The organism is Polaribacter sp. M10, from assembly GCF_054968445.1.
In genome coordinates this window covers 33,940-52,539 of the sequence record NZ_JBSSBG010000018.1, presented here as the reverse complement: position 1 = coordinate 52,539, position 18,600 = coordinate 33,940, and the positions used below count along the sequence as shown (strand labels likewise).

Below are 18,600 nucleotides of genomic sequence, written 5' to 3'. Positions count from 1 at the left end.
ACATCCAATTGTAGTACAAGGTCAGCTTTTATTGCCTGTGTTAAGCAATCAAAAAATGAATGCATATTTAAAAGAAATTGCTGTTTTGTGTAGTATTAATAAAAATCTAACTTTTCACTTAGCATGTTATACTTTTGCTACAACATTGATTCTTACAAATGGTGCTCCTATAAAATAAGTTAGTAAAATGTTAGGGTATAAATCATTTAAAACTAATCAATATTATGACAAGATTTTGGATAGAAAAGTTAGTGACAATATGCCAAAACTTAAAAATAAATTAAAAATTGCAAATTCTTAAAAAAAAAAATATTCACTAATACTGTGAGTTATTTTAAATATTTTTTTTCTTTGAAAATTATCATAAAACCAAATAGATTGAATTCACATCAAATTATAAAAATTAAAATAATAACTTTTTTAAGTCTACTTTTCTTTATTTCGTGTTCTATTGAAAATGAGGAAACAAAATACAAAATTGGTTTTTCTCAGTGTATAAGTATTGATGATTGGCGGAAATCTATGGATTACGAGATGAAAGTTGAAGCTTCATTATACTCTGAGATCGATTTAACAATTTTTCAAGCAGATGGTGATGTTGATACTCAAAAGTTACAGATTGAATCAATGATAAAAAATGATTTTGATCTTATTATAATTTCTCCGCTAAGACCAGAGCCATTAGTTGCAACAATTGAAAAAGCTTACGATAGAGGAATTCCTGTTATTATTGTAGATCGCAAGATTAATTCTCAAAAATTCACAGCATATGTTGGTGCAAATAATATTGAAGTTGGTCAAAATGCTGCAAATTATATAGCTTCACAAAATGAAAAAGAGTTTAATGTTTTAGAAATAAAAGGAGATGATAATTCTTCACCAGTTATAGAAAGACATTCTGGATTTTATCAAATAGCTAACAATGAGCCAAAGATAACTATTCCTTATAGTATTCAAGATAAAGATATTAACCGAAGAATACCTCAAATACTAGATTCTTTAAATTTAAAACCAATTAATTATGTTTTCGCATTTAATGATGAAATTGCCTATAATGCTTGGAAAATTGCAAAATCTAAGGGGGTTGAAAGAAGTATCAAATTTATTGGTGTAGATGGTTTAAATGGTGTTAATAATGGTATTCAATTAGTGCAAAAAGGCATATTATCTGCATCTATATTATATCCTACAGGTGGAGACGAAGCAATCAACTTAGCATTAAAAATTTTGAATGGTGAAAGTGTAGCTAAAATAAATTTTTTAACTACTACTGTAATTGACTCTAGAAATGCTGATATAATGAAAAATCAGTTCGATAAAATTAATCAGCATCAAAATGATATAGAAAATCAACAAATAAAAATTAAACAACAAGAAGAAACTTATACAACTCAAAGTAATGCTTTAAAATTACTTTTAGTTCTTTTAATACTTATTATACTATTAGCAGCTTATAGTATTTATTCTGGTTATAATTTAAAGAAAAACAAAAGAGAATTAGAAATTCAAAACAATAAAATTACAATTCAACGAAATCAAATAAAAAAAATTAATGAAGCCAAAACCAATTTTTTTACAGGTCTTTCTCATGAGTTTAAAACACCAATTACACTAATTCTATCTTCAATAGATTCTCTTTCTGAAAATAAAAAGATTAGAGATCATAAACTTTTAAAAGAAGTTGGTTTAATTTTTAATAATTCAAAACGTTTATTACGTTTAATTAATCAGTTAATAGATTTTAGAAAAGTTGAAGATAAAAAATTTATTTTAAGAGCATCAAAAACAAATTTATTTCAGTTTTCTAATACAATTTTTAAAGATTTTGAAAGAGAAGCTCAAAAAAGAAATATTAACTTTTTATTAAATACAAATAATGAATATTTAGATATCTATTTAGATAGAAACCTAATGGATAAGGTCTATTTTAATTTACTTTCAAATTCTTTTAAGTTTACACCGAATAACGGTACCATAAAAATTGAAATTAAAGATATAAAAGAAAGTAATTTTGTTAAAATTTATTTTAAAGATTCTGGTATTGGAATTCCGAATGATGAAATAAATAATGTTTTTAAAGCTTTTTATAAAGGATCAAATAATAATAAATCTAGTTCTGGTATAGGTTTGCATTTGTCAAAAGAGTTTATAGAGTTACATAAAGGAGAAATTGAAGTAAGTTCAAGTAACGGAACAGAATTTATCATTACTTTATATAAAGACAATGTACACTTGAGTACAGATGAAATAGTTTACGAACCAGCTATCATAGATAATCCATTATTAAATTTTAATTTAGATTACGAAGATGATGCTTTTACTGTACAAAATGATTTAATTGAAGAAAATAGAGATTCAATATTACTTATTGAAGATAATGAAGATTTGGTTAAATATTTAAGTAGTAAGCTAAAATTAGAATATAACTTAAGTATCAGTAATGGTTATAATGTTTTAGAAAAAGCATTTGAAGTAATGCCAGATATCATAATCTGCGATGTTAACTTACCAGAGAAAAATGGGTTTGAAATTTGCGATATATTAAAAAAAGATATTAGAACATCGCACATCCCAGTTATTATTTTAACTGCTTATGATAGTAAAGAATCTTATATTCAAGGTTTAGAATCTGGAGCAGACTTATTTTTAACAAAACCGTTTAGTTTTGCTATTCTATACAGATCAATTAAAAACCTTTTATATAACCGAGAGAAACTTCGTAAACATTATATTAAAAATATTTATAAATCTGAACCAACTAAGAAAATAGGTTTATTTGAACAAGATTTTATAGAAGTAATGAATAAACATATTTATGAAAATATAGATGATTCTAGTTTTACAGTTGAGCAATTAGCCGCCAAATTAAATATTTCAAGAGTTCAGTTATATAGAAAAATTAAATCTATATTAAACATAAGTATAAGTGATTATATTTTAAATATTAGATTAGAAAAAGCAAAAATATTACTTAATGAATCTAAATTGTCAATTTCTGATGTAGCCTATTCTGTTGGCTTTTCTTCTCCAAGTTATTTCTCTTCTTCGTTTAAAAGTAAGTTTGGTAAAACTCCAAAACTTTTTAGAAAAAAATAATAATAACCAAGCAGTATTAACTCAATTTAGCAATATAAGTACAATTATATTAACATTAAATGTAACTATATTGATATATTAATTATTATTAATATGCCTTTTTTTAAAAAGTATTCAGATTAAGAAATTGATTTTTAGGTTATTATACTTTATTCATAATTATTTTTTAATGTAACAATTCTTATAATTAAAAATAGGATGGTTTTATAGTTTTACAAAAACTTAAGTACCTAAATTATAAATAAGAACAATAGTTTGGTCAATAACTACTGCTTTAGCTGTTTCCTTTTTGGATTTGATACCGTTGTTATTTCTGGTGCCGATAAAAAACTATAACTATTCTGGAATACTTCAGATGCATTCCACAGAAGCGTAGTTATGGCGATGGCACTTTGGGTATCATTGGTGGGGGCGTTATTTGTAAGTATACCAACTAATGGATTAGGGAGGAAAATTAAATTAGTAATAACTAAAAATAATGTTAAATAATAGATTATGAAAAATTTTACAAAAAAATATATTGGCTTAGTATTTATTGCCTTTTTCTTGAGTTTAGGAGCTCAAAATAAAAAAATAGCATTTATAGGGCAAGCTGCAACTTATAATGATAATATACCTGCGGCACAAGATGGATTAACTTATGATGACGATCGTGCAGCTGCAGTTTGGTTTATGGATGAATTTATTCCCTCACAAAACAATATTGATGGTTCTTATTTCTCTTTCCAAGACGTTGCAGAGGGTGCAGACTTATCTAGTTTTGATGTTCTTTGGATACAAAGTGATGGAGCTACATTTCCAGGTCGTTTAAATGAGTGGCCAAGAGGTACCACAGAAGGAGGTGGAGAAAGACATTGTGTAATTACAGAAGCAGGTTTTGAATGGAATGGTGGAAATGCCGCATGCATAACGCTTGAAGATAATTTTATAAATAGTATTCGTACTTTTTATGAAGCAGGAGGGAACATTTTTTTAGGAAACTTTGCTGGAAAAGGACTCGAAGTTTTTGGAGTATTTGATGGATTAACTAATCCATGGGAATACAAACCCAATCAAACATTTGGTGAAGTTAATTCGATAACAGATGATTGGGCAGTTAATAATCCTTGGGGTAATTTTTACCAAGATAGTGTTTCCAACCCATTAAGAACCGGTTTTGTTTTAGGTTCACCAGATAATGCTTGTAACGATGGAAGATATATCGAGTTTTTAACAGCTGGATCAGGTAAAAAAAATAGAGTTTGCCAATACAATTTAGATTTTGGAAGAATTAATGATGATGCAAATGCAAATAATGGAGGATCTGCAACTCTGGCTCAAAAATATACGGAGTTTGAAACAACATTAAATGCACAAATATTATTGACCAATTGTGGCGGAAATGAAATACAATCTGTTCAATTTAATCCAAGAACAGTTGGTAAAGGTACAGTTATAATCAATGGAGGTGGTTCTTATGATTGGTATGCAGATGGTAGCCCAGCAAATTACAACAACAATATAAAAATTTTTACAGCCAATGCTTTACTTTCTTTAGCAGATATGGCTTCTTATAATATTTATGCAAATTCTATTACAAATGGAAATTGGTCTGAAACAGGTACTTGGATTAATGGAGTTGTACCAAGTACTTCAACAAAAGTTATTGTAGAAAACGATGTTATATTAAATCAAAATTCTACTATTGAATCTTTGAATATAACATCAGCTAGCTCACTTGTTTTAAATGCTGCCAACGGATTAACCATAAATGATAACCTATCAAACAATGGAACTTTAACAGCACAATCAGGAAGTTCATTAATTGTAAAGGGTGATGCTTCAGGTAATGTTATTTATAATAGGTCAATCAATGCTGTTGCTGGTAATTTAAAGGGATGGTATTTAATGGCTTCTCCAGTTATAGGGCAAGATTATGATGATACTTTTGTCTCAGCAAACAATATCGCAGAAAATGGATCTAATAATGGAATTGCTAGTTATATAGTTGCTTCTGATTCTTGGGATTATCATGAAGATTTAGAAAATAATACTTTTTCTTCAGGAACTGGTTATTCTGTTAAAAGAGAAAGTACAGGTACAGTTGCATTTACAGGAACTATAAACACTAATGATTTAGGAGTTGATGTTGTTCTTACAACTGGGGGTAATAATTTTAACTTATTAGGTAACCCTTATACTTCTTATTTAAATAGTGCTACCTTTTTAAATGATGAAAGTGCTATTTCTGAAACCAAAACCATGTGGGTTTATAACCAAACTTTAGGTTCAAATGGTTCTTATGAAGTTAAAACTATGGCGGATGCATTTGTTATAGCACCAGGACAAGGTTTTTTTATAAAAGCAAATGCTGCTGGAGGTACATTTAATTTTGCAGAAGTGAATCAAAGTCATAACGCAGATACTTTTCAAAAAGCATCGAAAACAGAATTAAAATTATCCATAACAGATGGCACAATAAACCAATATGCAAAAGTATATTATTTAGACAATGCAACAACTGGTTTTGATGTTGGTTATGAAGGTGAAGTGTTTGACGGCAATAAAGAAGATTTTTATTTGTATTCTACTTTATTATCAGAGAATCAAAATAAAATGTATCAAGTTCAAGCTTTACCAAATACTGGTTTTGAATCAATGATTATTCCTTTCGGATTAAAAGCAGATGCAGGGAAACAAATTACATTTATGATTGAGGCTACTAATTTACCAAGTGATATAAATGTCTATTTAGAAGACAGATTATTAAAAACATTTACACGTTTAGATGAAGCTAATAGCAACTATAATGTTACTTTGTCTGAATCTTTAAATAAAACAGGAAGATTCTTTATTCATACAAAAGCAGCAAAATCTTTAAGTACAGCATCAGAAATTCTAGACACTGTTTCTATGTTTAAAATAGACAACAACACTTTAAGAATTGCTGGTTTAAAAAATGGCAGCGCATCTATTTCTCTATACAATTTATTGGGTAGAAAAGTATTGCAAACTTCTTTTGAGGCAACTATAAGCAAAGACTTTACTTTACCAAATTTAGCAAAAGGTGTTTATGTAGTAAACCTTCAAACAACAGAAGGTAAATTAAGTAAAAAAATAATTTTAGAATAATTTTAAGAAAATATAAAAACTAACATTATGAAGAATAATAGAAATAATAAAGAACAAGAAATAACTCGTAAAGACGCTCTTAAAAAAATTGGTAATTACGGAAAATATGCAGCATTAACTGCACTAGGAACTTATATGGTTTTAAACCCACAAAAAGCACAATCGCAAAGTCCAGAAGCTCCTGGTACTGGATTTTAATATGTATCACATTAAACGTTATGAGCGAAACTTATTGAATAATATCAAGCATTTTTTTATGATAAAGAACCTTATCAATTTGTAACTATTAGTAAATTTTCGGAGTATTCTGGAATTTAAATTAACATTATTGATTGGTATATTAATTAGTTATAAAATTACTTTAAAAGAATTATAAAACTTACGTTAATTTATGTTGTTTAGTAAGTATAAAGGCTATTTAAGGTTAAAACTAAAACACTGTTAATTGTATAATTATCAGTGTTTTTTTTTGCTTTTAATATAATTAAGTTTAAGTGAATTTAATCGTATAAAATTTCATGCTATCTTAAAATTAAGGTTTAGATTGCGCTAATGGGAATAAAATAATTTATAAATTTAATAGCACCAACAGTTTTTATTATTAATTCTACATTTTAAAAAGTATTTGTTTTTTGGTCGAGAAATGTCATTTAAGAAAGTTGCATTATGTAGAAGTAAAATTATCTCAGAACATTGAAGACGTAATTTAAAAAAGGTTTAGGCGTAACATATTTCAATTCTTAACTACTAATATAGTAAACAACTTACGTTATGACCGATTTAAATTTGATTGATAAATTCCTACTACTAGCATTAGATGATGAAAAAGGAAAATTTAATTCAGCCCCTTTTGCTTTAACCTATGGACTTTCTGGAGCAATATTTTTAGAACTTTCATTAAGAGAGTGTATAACTATAGTTGACAAAAAAGTAGTTGTAAATAACTTCAAAAAAATTGATGATGCTTTTCTTAACAAGTATTTAGATGTGTTAAAAAATGCAAATAAAGAACGTTCTCTAAAATATTGGATTCAAAAGTTTGGAAACAAAGAACGTGATATTAAAAAGGAAACTCTGGATAAGTTAATATCAAAAGGAATTTTAGCAAAAAGAGAGCAGAAATTTTTATGGGTGTTTAACAATGACAAATTCCCAACCGTAAATGCAAAACCAGAAAATACTTTACGTAAAGGATTATATGAAATTGTAGAACTTCATAAAAAACCTATTCTAGAGGAACTAATGCTAGTAAGTCTAATAAATACTTGTAATATGGATAGAATTGTTTACGGTAAAGAACGTTACAAGAAATGCAAAAAGAATATTAAAACTATTATTTCTGATACTGAAAACAATATGTTAAGTACTACTATTAAAGAAATTCATACACAAATTACAGCCATGATTGTTGTTATGATTTCTGCATCAGTAGCAGCAACTACAGCAGCTAGCAGCTAAGGTTTAAATGAACCGCTCAAAACGAAAGGGTTTTAATAAATAATCAACAATATTTAATTTATAACCATCAATGGTAAACTCACTATAAGCAGTAGTTACAATAACTTTTACAGGAAACAGCAGTAGTTTTTTGCTATTTTGTAACTGATTCCATTAACTTTTAGAATCCCATCTTTTTTGGTAAAATAAAGTCCAAATGTGCTCTTATTGATATTTTAATGTTGCTGAATTACAATTTATTAGACAATTAATTTTTAAATTATATAAGTTATATCAGTCCTTTTTTTGTTAAAGATTCTTTTAATTGATTATGGTTATCCCAAAATCTGTCTCTTATTTTTTGAATAACTTCGTCATATTTAGGATGCGTAGAAAGGGATTTAACCAATGGATCTTCTTCAAGAAATAATAAAACCCAATATTGGTAATTATTTTTGGTAGCAAATAACTGATATTGCTCAATGGCTAAATCTAATTTACCTTCATGAATGTATTTTGTGGCTAAACTGGCTGGTTTGTATATAGATTGATCATTTTTACAATAATCATCATAAGCTTTATAAAATTCTGATGCTTGTTGATGCAGTCCCATTTTATCAAAAACCAACCCTATTTTTAAGTTCTCTTGAGGATACATATTAAGCCCATTTTTTTTCCTAATTTTTTGAAATTTATCATAATAATAAAAGGCACTATCATAATCTTCTTGAAAATAGTAAAACTTTGCAACCTCTTGCATCAAATCTAAACGTGTTGTGTCTTTTTTAAACTCTTTCTTTAAAGAATTTGTGGCTTTGTTTAAATCTAGATGCTGTGCATAATCAATAAATACTTTTAAAAACGGGGCGTAATAATTGTTTGAATCTGCTGCTAAAGATAAGTTTATGTATTTCTGAGCTTCATTTACAAATCCGTTTTGAATAAGTGCATTACTTAATGCTAAATACATAAAACTTTTGGCTGTAGCATCATTAGAATCTACTTCTAGTTGTAAACCCATTAAAGCGTATTTTAAATATTTTTCTGTATTAGGTATTGCACGTGAATACAAATCTGCAAGTATTTGCACAACAGGAGACGAATTAGGATTGTATTCTAAAGCTTTTTCTAAATGTGGTATTGCCAATCGAAACTCATTAATATTTATATAATACAATGCTTTTGCAATTAAGCTTTTAGAAGATTTATTATCATAAAGTAATGCTTTATCTGCATAATTATTAATAATTTCTGTATATTGTTTTTGTCTCTGATTTAAATCTAAATAATAGTAAGCAATTGCAAGATCTGAGTAAGCCAAAGCAAATTTCGGGTCTAGTTCAATCGCTTTTTCAAACAAAATAATGGCTTCTTGTAAACCTTCTTTTGTTTCCTTTTTTAACGGAACTAAACCTTTTAAATAGAAATCGTACGCCTCAAGATTTTCGGTTGGTTTTTTATTAATTTGCTGATATTCTGCAGGAGTAACTTTTGCATGAATTGCATCTACAATTTTTTTGGCAACCGTATTTTGCAATGAGAATACATCTATAACCTTATTATTATATTGTTGCGCCCAAATTGGGGTATCTTTAGAAGCATCAATTAATTGAATATTTAACAAAACTTGATCGTTAATTCGCTGACCACTACCTTCTAGTAAATATGCCACATTCAATTCTTCTGCAATCTCTTTTACATTTTTGTTGGTATTTCTATATTTTTCTACGGATGTTCTACTGATAACTCGTAAATCTTCTATTTTTTGCAAATTATTAAGTGCAGATTCCATGAGCCCATTTACAAAATATAAGTTTGTAGAATCACTACTCATATTTTTAAAGGGTAAAACAGCAATCGATTTCTTAATCTCGTTAACTTTTATTTCTGAATTTGGTGTTTTATTCTGAAAAAACAGTAAGGCTGCAACCACAATCATAAAAAAAGCTGCTACAAAAATTGTTGTACGATATTTTTTAAAAAAGGAATCTTTATTATCAACAACAACAATTTCTGGTTGATGATTTTCAAGCTCAATTTTTGGTTCTGGAACAGGTTTTATTCGATATTCTCCTGGAGACAATCCATATTGTTCTCTAAAACATTTAATAAAATAAGAGTTATTGCTAAAACCAACTTGATAAGAAATTTCTGAAACCGTAAGTTCGGTTTCATCTAACAATTCCTTTCCTTTTTCTAGACGAACTTGGCGAATAAATTGACTTGCACTTAGCTCAGTTTCCTTTTTTATTTTTCTAAGCAAATTAGAACGACTCATATGCATAAGCGTAGCTAATTCTGATACTCCAAATTGTTCATTAGAGATATGCTCTAAAACAAACACTTCTGCTTGTTCTATAAATTTTGCTTTTTTCGAGATCTGAGACATGTTGTTTTGTGCTATTCCAAATGTATCAATTTTTATTTTAAACGTAACCGTTTCCAATTCTAAATTCTTGACCAAAAACTGCTATTTGCGTCATAATTTATAGATCTGCGTCATAATTTTCAATCTATCATCAAACTTTACATATTAGGCTTCATAAGGGTTTAAAGGAATTTTGATTCTTGTTGGATATTTGTATCAACAAAAACAAAGTTATTAATCTTTAAAATATTTATGATGAAATTACTTACAATTACTACAATCAGAATTACAACTCTAATCGTATTCTTAATCTTTTTATTAACAAGTTCGTGTGTGCAATCCAACAAAAAGACAGATACAAACTCTTTAAAAGAAACATCAAAAACGATAACCAAACCAACTATTGGTATCCATGCAGCTGTATTAACTGGAAATTTAGAAGCCGTTAAACAACATATTGAAGCTGGAACTGACATCAACCAAAAAGAACCAATGTCTGGTTCTACACCTTTAATGTCTGCAGCCACTTTTAATCAAACAGAAATTGCTAAAACATTAATAAATGCTGATGCAGATTTAACGATAAAAAATAATGATGGAGGTACAGCTTTGCATACTGCAGCATTTTTTGGACGTATAGAAATTGTACAATTATTAATTGATGCGAAAGCAGACAAAACTGTACGTAATAATTTTGGAGCAACTCCACAGGAAATTGTTAAGGGTGATTTCGCTCAAATGAAGCCTATTTACGAAATGCTAATACTGCAATTAAAACCAATGGGTTTTACATTAGATTTAGATGAATTGCAAAAAGCACGTCCTGTTGTAGCAATGATGCTAGAGTAAACAAACATAAGATAAGATGACAACAGAAAGAAGATACGATATTGATTGGCTAAGAGTAATCGCAATTGGGTTATTATTAATTTATCACATAGCCATTATTTTTCAACCTTGGGCAATGTTTATAGGATTTATAAGAAGTGAAGAAGCCTTAGAAGGACTTTGGAAACCAATGACAATGCTTAACGTATGGAGAATACCTTTATTATTTTTTGTATCAGGAATGGGATTGTTTTTTGCGATGAAAAAAAGAAACTTTAAACAGTTATGTATAGAGCGTGCTAAACGAATTTTAGTTCCATTTGTGTTTGGATATTTTGCAATTACACCTTTACATATGTATATTTTTCAAGAGTATTACAACATGCCTTTAAGTTATTTTCCAGATAGTGGTCATTTATGGTTTTTAGGAAACATATTTGCTTATGTACTGCTGTTATCGCCTGTGTTTTTTTATTTAAAAAACAATGAAAACGGAAAATTTAAAAAAGCTATTCAAAAAATGATGCGTTATGCTTTAGGGCCATTAGCAATATTCGTTTTCTTTATGTTAGAAGTGTTTTTTGTAAAGCCTCAATTATTTGAAATGTATGCACAAAACTGGCATGGATTTTTTATCGGTCTTCTTGCATTCTTTTTTGGTTTTCTGTTGGTTTACTGTGGTAATGTATTTTGGCAAACAGTTTTAAAATGGAAGTGGATCTACATCAGCATAGCTGCAATACTATTTTTAATTCGTTTTACAGGATTTCAATCCATATCAAATATGTATGTAACTTCTGTAGAATCTATTTCTTGGATTTTAGGTATTTTTGGTCTTGGTTATGGTTATCTTAATAAACCAAGTGCATTATTAAGTTACTTAAGTGCAGCTGTTTATCCTGTTTATATTATCCACATGTTTGTTTTATATGCAGGCGCATTATTTATATTGCCTTTAGACCTACATCCTATGTTAAAATTTATATGGATAACTGCATTTACATTTATTACCTGTTTTCTTGTGTACGAATTCATCCTAAAAAGAGTTGTAGTTTTAAGACCTTTTTTTGGTTTAAAATGGTAAATACTTATAGCAATACAATTTAAAATATCGTCATCTCATGAAAAAAAAATATCTAAAAAAAATGCTTAAAATACTGTTTATACTTGCTAGTTTATTCTCCTTAACCTTTGTGCCTTGGACTTTAGTCAAAGCTTGGGGAAAACCTCTTCCAGACACCATTCAAGAACAATTAGAAGAAGCTTTAGATTATGATTTTGAAGGAATGATTGTTTATATAGATCAAACAGATAAAGAATCAAAACATTATACCTCTGGCTGGCATAATCGAGAAACTAAAACACCTGCAAAACCTAAAGCACTGTTTAAAATAGCTAGTATCAGCAAGTTGTATGATGCAGTTGCTGTTACAAAACTTGTAAATAAAGGTCGACTTTCTTTGGATAAAACTCTTGCAGAATATTTACCTGAATTAAAGGATAAAATAGAATACGCAGATAAAATTACATTAAGACAGATGATTCAGCATAAAAGTGGTATTCCCAATTTTACGGATACTCCAAAATTTTGGGAAAATCCAATAAAAACTTATGAAGAAAATCTTGCTTTAATAAAAGATAAGCCTGCAAATTTTAAACCTGGTGAAGACTATGAATATTGTAATACAAATTATTTATTGATCAATAAAATAATGGATAACGAATTAGGCTATGGCAATTTTCAATTTATTAGAGAAGAAATTTTAAACCCTTTAGGTCTTAAAAATACGTTTAGTTCGCTAAAAGAAGTGAATTTAGATAGTGTGATGAGTGGTTATCATATTGGATATCCACATGATTTAAAAACAAATGATTATGGCATGCATGCCACAGCAAAAGATGTGGGTATTTTTCTAAGAGCCTTAAACAATGGATCTGTTTTTGAAGAAGGAGAACAAGAAATATATGCTTCTATTTACCAATTTGAACATTCTGGTTGGGTGCCTGGTTACCAAAGTTTTGCAAAATATTACAAAGATATTGATGCTGTAATTATTGCTTTTTACAACACCACTGACCCAAAATTGTATAATTGGAACTTATCAGAAATTATCAATAAAAGAATTTATAAAATTTTAAAAAAGAAAAAATGAAGAATAAAAAAACAATTTAGCGTTAAATAATTCAAAAATAAAATCTCATCCGTTTTAGAGATTTTTTTGGCTGAATTTGTTTATAGTTTCTTATTGTTTTATTCTTTGTTCTTTCTAATAATGAGGTTTGGAACAGTGATATGAAATCATTACAAGAATTTTTTCATGCAGTTTTTTATCAAAAAACCCACCTCGAAGAAAGGTGGGTTAGTGGCTATGACAAAGTTTTTTAAGACTTTAAGTCATAAATTTAATAAAAATTTTCTTAATTCTATTTATTTATGTGTATTTTTTTCTTCATTTAACCTGTGTAAAACTGTCGCTAAGTGTTTACTGAATGGATTGTTCACTCATTTCACAGCTTACCTCAAGCCTTAGTTTGCTTCATTTCGATATCAAATAGTAACTTAAAAACATACAATTTAAATGTCATTTAAAACAAAAAAACTAAATAAAAATTCTTACTAAAAAAATGTGAATTACAGAGGTTACTATAGCTGAAAAAGTTTCCGATTTGCTTTTTATCAAAAATTGAAGATTATCTAAAAGCGTTAAACAAAAAAACAATAAATTATGAACAGCTAAAAAAGTTGCACTAATGTTAAGAGTTTGTATGGTAATGCTAGTGTATGGTGTAAAGTAGGTAATTTAAAAGCAATACATATGTATAATACAATCAATAAAAAATAGCAAATAGAAGCGTTTTGTATCTTCTTTTACTTTAACCTTATAAAAGTAAAACTCTTTTGGTTTTTGATGAAACGGAATTTTATCCTATTCTATTTGATAGAAATATACAATCATTATTTGATTTAATTTCATTCTGTTTTTTTTAATAGCTATTTTATCAGAAAACATATAATCGATAGTCAACAGTTTTAAGTTAATGTTATGTTTTGCTAATGATGTAGTTTTTGGCTTTTTTGAATACAGTTTTTTTTAATTTTACTAAAAATTATGGTTTTAAAAAGTAATAAATATTTTAATCGAGATGTATCGTGGCTAAGGTTTAATCATAGAGTTTTACAAGAAGCTGCAGACAAGAGAAATCCTTTGTACGAAAGACTCAAATTTCTGGCGATATTCTCTTCTAACCTCGATGAATTTTTTACAGTAAGGGTTTCCAATATTAGACAAATAAAAAAATTGGATAAACCTCTAAGAAAAAAATTGATTACAAAACCTAACAAACTTTTAAAAGAGATTAAAAAAGAAGTAATAGCGCAACAAGAAGAGTTTGGTAAAATTTATCGAGAGCAGATTTTAGTTGAATTAAAACAAAAAAATATTTCCTTACTTTCTTATCAAGATTATACAGTTCAAAATCAAGCTTTTGTAAAAGAGTATTTTAATCGTCAATTATCAGAATTACTAACACTAAAGTTAGATCCAAATAAAAAACAAGACAACTACTTTCTAGAAAATGAGAAACTGTATTTAGTTGCTTTGTCCAAAACAAATGATCTGGTTTGGGTTAAAATTCCTGAAGATAGTCCACGTTTTGTTGTTTTTCCAAGTTTGGATAATCAACATCAAATCAGTTTTGTTGATGATATATTAAAACACCAATTTTCTGAATTATATCAAGTAACATTTTATTGTATTAAAATATCTAGAGATGCAGAATTGTATATCGAAGATGAATATTCTGGCAATTTATTAGAAAAAATAGAAAATTCACTTTCTAATCGTAAAACGGGTCAAATTACTAGGGCTTTAATAGATCATAATATGCCAGAAGCAATGATACAAAAGCTTAAAAACGTACTCGATATTAATAACACAGACATTATTTCTGGTGGTGTGTATCATAATTTTAAAGATTTCTTCGGATTTCCTAATCCCACAAATCATCAACTTTCATACGAATCTTTAGAACCTAAAAAGCAGTTGGCTTTTGAAAATGCAGATAGTTTGTTTGCTTTAATCAAGAAAAAAGATAGATTGCTGTATTTTCCTTACGAGTCTTTTGATGAGGTAATTCGATTTGTAGAAGAAGCCTCTATAAATGTTAATGTTGTAAGTATTAGAATTACTTTATACCGAGTTTCAAAAGATTCTGCCATTGCTAAAGCCTTATTAAAAGCAGTTAAAAACGGAAAAAAAGTTGTGGTTTTTATAGAAACTAAAGCCAGGTTCGATGAAGCAAACAACATAAAATGGGGAAAGCAACTTAAGGATTATGGAGCAAAAGTATATTATAGTTATCCAGGTATAAAAGTGCATTCTAAGATTTTGTATATAGAACGAATTGAGAACAATAAAAACAGAGGTTATGCCTATATAGGTACAGGAAATTTTAACGAAAAAACTTCGCGTATTTATACGGATTTAGGATTGCTAACTGCAAATAATAAAATTACAAAAGAGATTTTGCAGGTTTTTGAGGTGTTAGAACGAAACATAATCGTTCCAAAAACAAAGAATGTACTAATTTCTCCTTTTACAGCAAGAAGTAAATTTATAGAGTTAGTAGAATCTGAAATTGAATTTGCAAAATCAGGAAAAGGAGGGAGTATTATTTTAAAACTCAATAGTCTGCAAGATCAAAAAATGATTAAACTACTTTATAAAGCCAACAATGCAGGTGTAAAAATTAGATTATTAGTCAGAGGAATTTGTTGTCTTGTTCCAGGTATAGAAGGTCAGAGTGAAAATATTTATGTAACCAGCATTGTAGGTCGTTTTTTAGAACATTCTAGAGTTTATATTTTTGGTAATGGAGGAAAAGAAAAGATGTTTATTGGTTCTGCAGATTGGATGACCCGTAATTTAGATCATCGAATTGAAGTGATAACGCCTATATTAGATCTCGATATTTTTAGTAAAATAAGATACACGTTACAACTTCAATTGGATGATGTTGTTAAAGCCAGAATTATTGACGCAAAGCAAGAAAATAAATATGTGGATTATCTAGATCAAGAGAGTTCACAAATTATGACTTATAATAAAATTTTAGAAGTCTAGCGATAGTTTTGTTTTAGATAAACCTTAAGTTTTTTTAAGGGAAATTATCAAAAGAAATTGCCGATAACTATTTTTTGAGTTAACGTTCTTATTCTTTTTAAATCGTTGATAAATTTATCAACTAAATTTTGCCATAGAACAAAAGCAAAATAATCCTTTTGTACATTTGTGATAAATCAGTTGTACAGATGTCAATTATATCTACGAAATACAAAAGAATTTTTTTAAAAATTCTTCCTTTTGGTATTATTTGGTTGCTATTGGGTTTATTGTTTTTATGGATTGAGTATGCGTCTATAAACACTACAATAAACCAAGAAATTTCTAAAGCAACAATTTATATTACTCCTAAAATTGTGCTTTTTGCAAGTATTAGTATCTTTTGTATTGGATGTTTTGTCGGATTTTTAGAAGTAAGATTAATCAATAAATTTTTCGTTAATAAAAGTTTTCCATCAAAATTAATTGCAAAATTTATAATTTATGTGTTGTTGATGAACCTTGTAACCTTTGTGTTTTATCTGCTAGCAGCAAGTATAGAAATGCAAAAATCGGTGTTTAGTTTAGCGGTTTTTGAAAGGTATAAACTCTTCTTTTTTAGCATTACCAACATTAGTACTAGTATTCAATTGGCATTTTCTATGCTTGTATCTTTGTTATATGCAGAAATTAGTGACAACCTTGGTCAGAATGTTTTATTAAATTTTTTTATTGGTAAATACCATAAGCCAGTTGTAGAAAACCGAACTTTTATGTTTACTGATATGAAAGATTCTACTCGAATTGCAGAAACAATGGGTAATGTAAAATACTTTAATTTTTTAAGATCTTATTATAATGATTTATCAGAATCAATTTTAAATTATAATGGAGAAGTGTATCAATATATAGGAGACGAAATTGTAATTTCTTGGCAAAACAAAAATGCGAATTCTGAAGCACAAAGTGTTGATTGTTTTTTTGATATGAAGAAAAAATTATCAGAAAAAAAAGACAAATATTTAAAAGAATATAAGGTTTTTCCAGAGTTTAAAGCCGCCATTCATAAAGGCGAAGTTACTGTAGGAGAAATTGGTGCTTTAAAAAAAGAAATCTTTTTTACTGGCGATGTTTTAAATACAACAGCTCGTATTCAAAACTTATGCAATGAATTTAAAATGGATTTGTTGGTATCAGATGTAATTGCAAAAAACTTAGATTCAAACAGTTTTGTTTTAAAACGAATGGATAACATTGTTTTAAAAGGAAAATCGAACACAATTAATATTGTTGGGGTTCAAAAAGAGGGAAAATAATGAACCAATACCAAACTATTTAATTATTTTGTCTTTTGATAGTATTTAATCAAATTAATAAGCTACTGAAATTTTTGGTTTAATCTGTTTTTTAAATAGGTAGTATTTTTAAGACCTACTTTTTTTGCAGTTTCTTTAAGGCTAATTCTTGGGTTTTGAGATATAATTTCTTGAGCCACATTTAATCTACATTCAATTAAAAGTTGGTTAGGGGTTTGCCCAAAAATGGCTTTAGTTCTTCTTGTAAGGGTTTTGGTAGAAATTGCAAATTCTTTGGCAATAGATTCTACAGAAAAGTTAAAATTATCTACATTTTGATAAAGAATTTTTTCTAGTTTAGTTTTAAATTCTTCATACTGATCTCTAATTTTTATATCAAGATTACTTTTAGAAGATAACACCGTTTTATGGTAAACAATTGCTCTTTCAATAATGCTAATTAGCTCTTCTTTAAAAAAAGGTTTGTAGAGGTAATTGTCTATACCAAGTCTTAACATCCTCTTCTTTTTATCTAAAGATTTCATAGCAGTTATTATAATTATAGGAAATTCGTAATTGTTTTCTTTGATGGTAGACACAAGATCAAAACCATCCATTTCTGGCATATTGTAATCTGTAATCAACAAATCTATTTCATAATTATTAATAATTTCTAAAGCTTCTTTACCATTTTTAGCTTCAATAACAATGTAATTTTTTAGAATACTAGAAACATAAATTAGGGAGTCTCTAGAATCGTCTACCAGTAAAATTTTATTTTTCATACAATTCAATATTAAAGATTAAAAAAGAAATTTTAACTCTAAATTCATAAAATTGATGTATTTGTCTCAAATAGATTAATTTGTGTCTTTAATAGTTACTCAATTAAATGAATTGTTTTTAATTTTTAAGATTTTAAAATATATAGAATATGAAGTAAAATACGAAAAATAAAATAAAATAGGCTAATTTTATAAATAATGTAATTATTTATCTTTATTTGGTATAATATCTATGAATTGATTAATATTTAAAAGTTTTTTCTTTTTACAAAAAGTAAAAATTTGAGAAAAAAAATCATTAATGTCTTTAATAGTTACGTTTTGTCTAATATGGTTTTTTAAAGCTGTTGAATATCATAGTGTTAAGTTTTATTTTTGTATTAATGTATACTTTGGGGGAAGTATACTCAACGAAATAGAACCAACTTAATAGTTGGTTCTTTTCTTTTAAAATGAAAATCTATCAGCTTATATTATTTAAGTTAGTATTTTTTTTGTCTTAAATTGATGTTTGTTTGTCTGTAATAGTTGTTTGCTTACTTCAGCTTTTTTAAGCATTTATTATAATTTTGATATCT

At 27.6% G+C, this 18,600-nt stretch carries 11 protein-coding genes and 1 pseudogene; 10 read left to right on the top strand and 2 right to left on the bottom strand.

Annotated features, from left to right (window positions below; translation table 11 throughout):
* The first annotated feature begins 378 nt into the window (after positions 1–378).
* The 5 genes and pseudogenes from ACWYN7_RS14285 (at position 379) to ACWYN7_RS14265 (ending at position 7,665) form a co-directional block, all read left to right on the top strand.
* Positions 379–3,096, top strand: a complete 2,718-nt coding sequence (locus ACWYN7_RS14285) for a hybrid sensor histidine kinase/response regulator transcription factor (protein ID WP_462860651.1) — start codon at positions 379–381, stop codon at positions 3,094–3,096.
* Between the two features lie 241 nt (positions 3,097–3,337).
* Positions 3,338–3,561, top strand: a pseudogene (locus ACWYN7_RS14280) (MFS transporter); the annotation flags it as partial.
* A gap of 30 nt (positions 3,562–3,591) precedes the next feature.
* Complete coding sequence (locus ACWYN7_RS14275) at positions 3,592–6,207, top strand: T9SS type A sorting domain-containing protein (RefSeq protein ID WP_462860650.1); 2,616 nt, start codon at positions 3,592–3,594, stop codon at positions 6,205–6,207.
* A 27-nt stretch (positions 6,208–6,234) separates the two neighbouring features.
* Positions 6,235–6,405 carry a hypothetical protein gene (locus ACWYN7_RS14270; protein ID WP_462860649.1) on the top strand — a complete coding sequence of 57 codons (171 nt, stop codon included), beginning with the start codon at positions 6,235–6,237 and terminating at the stop codon, positions 6,403–6,405.
* 573 nt (positions 6,406–6,978) lie between these two features.
* On the top strand, positions 6,979–7,665 hold the full coding sequence (locus ACWYN7_RS14265) for a GOLPH3/VPS74 family protein (RefSeq protein ID WP_462860648.1): 687 nt from the start codon (positions 6,979–6,981) through the stop codon (positions 7,663–7,665).
* Positions 7,666–7,933: 268 nt separating this feature from the next.
* Here ACWYN7_RS14265 and ACWYN7_RS14260 read toward each other — a convergent pair whose 3' ends face one another.
* Positions 7,934–10,108 carry a helix-turn-helix domain-containing protein gene (locus ACWYN7_RS14260; RefSeq protein WP_462860647.1) on the bottom strand — a complete coding sequence of 725 codons (2,175 nt, stop codon included), beginning with the start codon at positions 10,106–10,108 and terminating at the stop codon, positions 7,934–7,936.
* Between the two features lie 159 nt (positions 10,109–10,267).
* On the opposite strand from ACWYN7_RS14260, the gene ACWYN7_RS14255 reads away from it, so the two are divergent.
* From ACWYN7_RS14255 to ACWYN7_RS14235, 5 genes are all read left to right on the top strand, one after another.
* Complete coding sequence (locus ACWYN7_RS14255; protein ID WP_462860646.1) at positions 10,268–10,861, top strand: ankyrin repeat domain-containing protein; 594 nt, start codon at positions 10,268–10,270, stop codon at positions 10,859–10,861.
* A 16-nt stretch (positions 10,862–10,877) separates the two neighbouring features.
* Complete coding sequence (locus ACWYN7_RS14250; RefSeq protein WP_462860645.1) at positions 10,878–11,924, top strand: acyltransferase family protein; 1,047 nt, start codon at positions 10,878–10,880, stop codon at positions 11,922–11,924.
* 61 nt (positions 11,925–11,985) lie between these two features.
* On the top strand, positions 11,986–12,993 hold the full coding sequence (locus ACWYN7_RS14245; protein WP_462860644.1) for a serine hydrolase domain-containing protein: 1,008 nt from the start codon (positions 11,986–11,988) through the stop codon (positions 12,991–12,993).
* 957 nt (positions 12,994–13,950) lie between these two features.
* Positions 13,951–15,963, top strand: a complete 2,013-nt coding sequence (gene ppk1 / locus ACWYN7_RS14240; RefSeq protein WP_462860643.1) for a polyphosphate kinase 1 — start codon at positions 13,951–13,953, stop codon at positions 15,961–15,963.
* A gap of 188 nt (positions 15,964–16,151) precedes the next feature.
* The gene (locus ACWYN7_RS14235; protein ID WP_462860642.1) at positions 16,152–17,258 is read left to right on the top strand and encodes an adenylate/guanylate cyclase domain-containing protein; all 1,107 of its coding nucleotides are present in this window, start codon (positions 16,152–16,154) and stop codon (positions 17,256–17,258) included.
* A 62-nt stretch (positions 17,259–17,320) separates the two neighbouring features.
* Here ACWYN7_RS14235 and ACWYN7_RS14230 read toward each other — a convergent pair whose 3' ends face one another.
* The gene (locus ACWYN7_RS14230; protein ID WP_462860641.1) at positions 17,321–18,022 is read right to left on the bottom strand and encodes a response regulator; all 702 of its coding nucleotides are present in this window, start codon (positions 18,020–18,022) and stop codon (positions 17,321–17,323) included.
* Between the last annotated feature and the right edge of the window lie 578 nt (positions 18,023–18,600).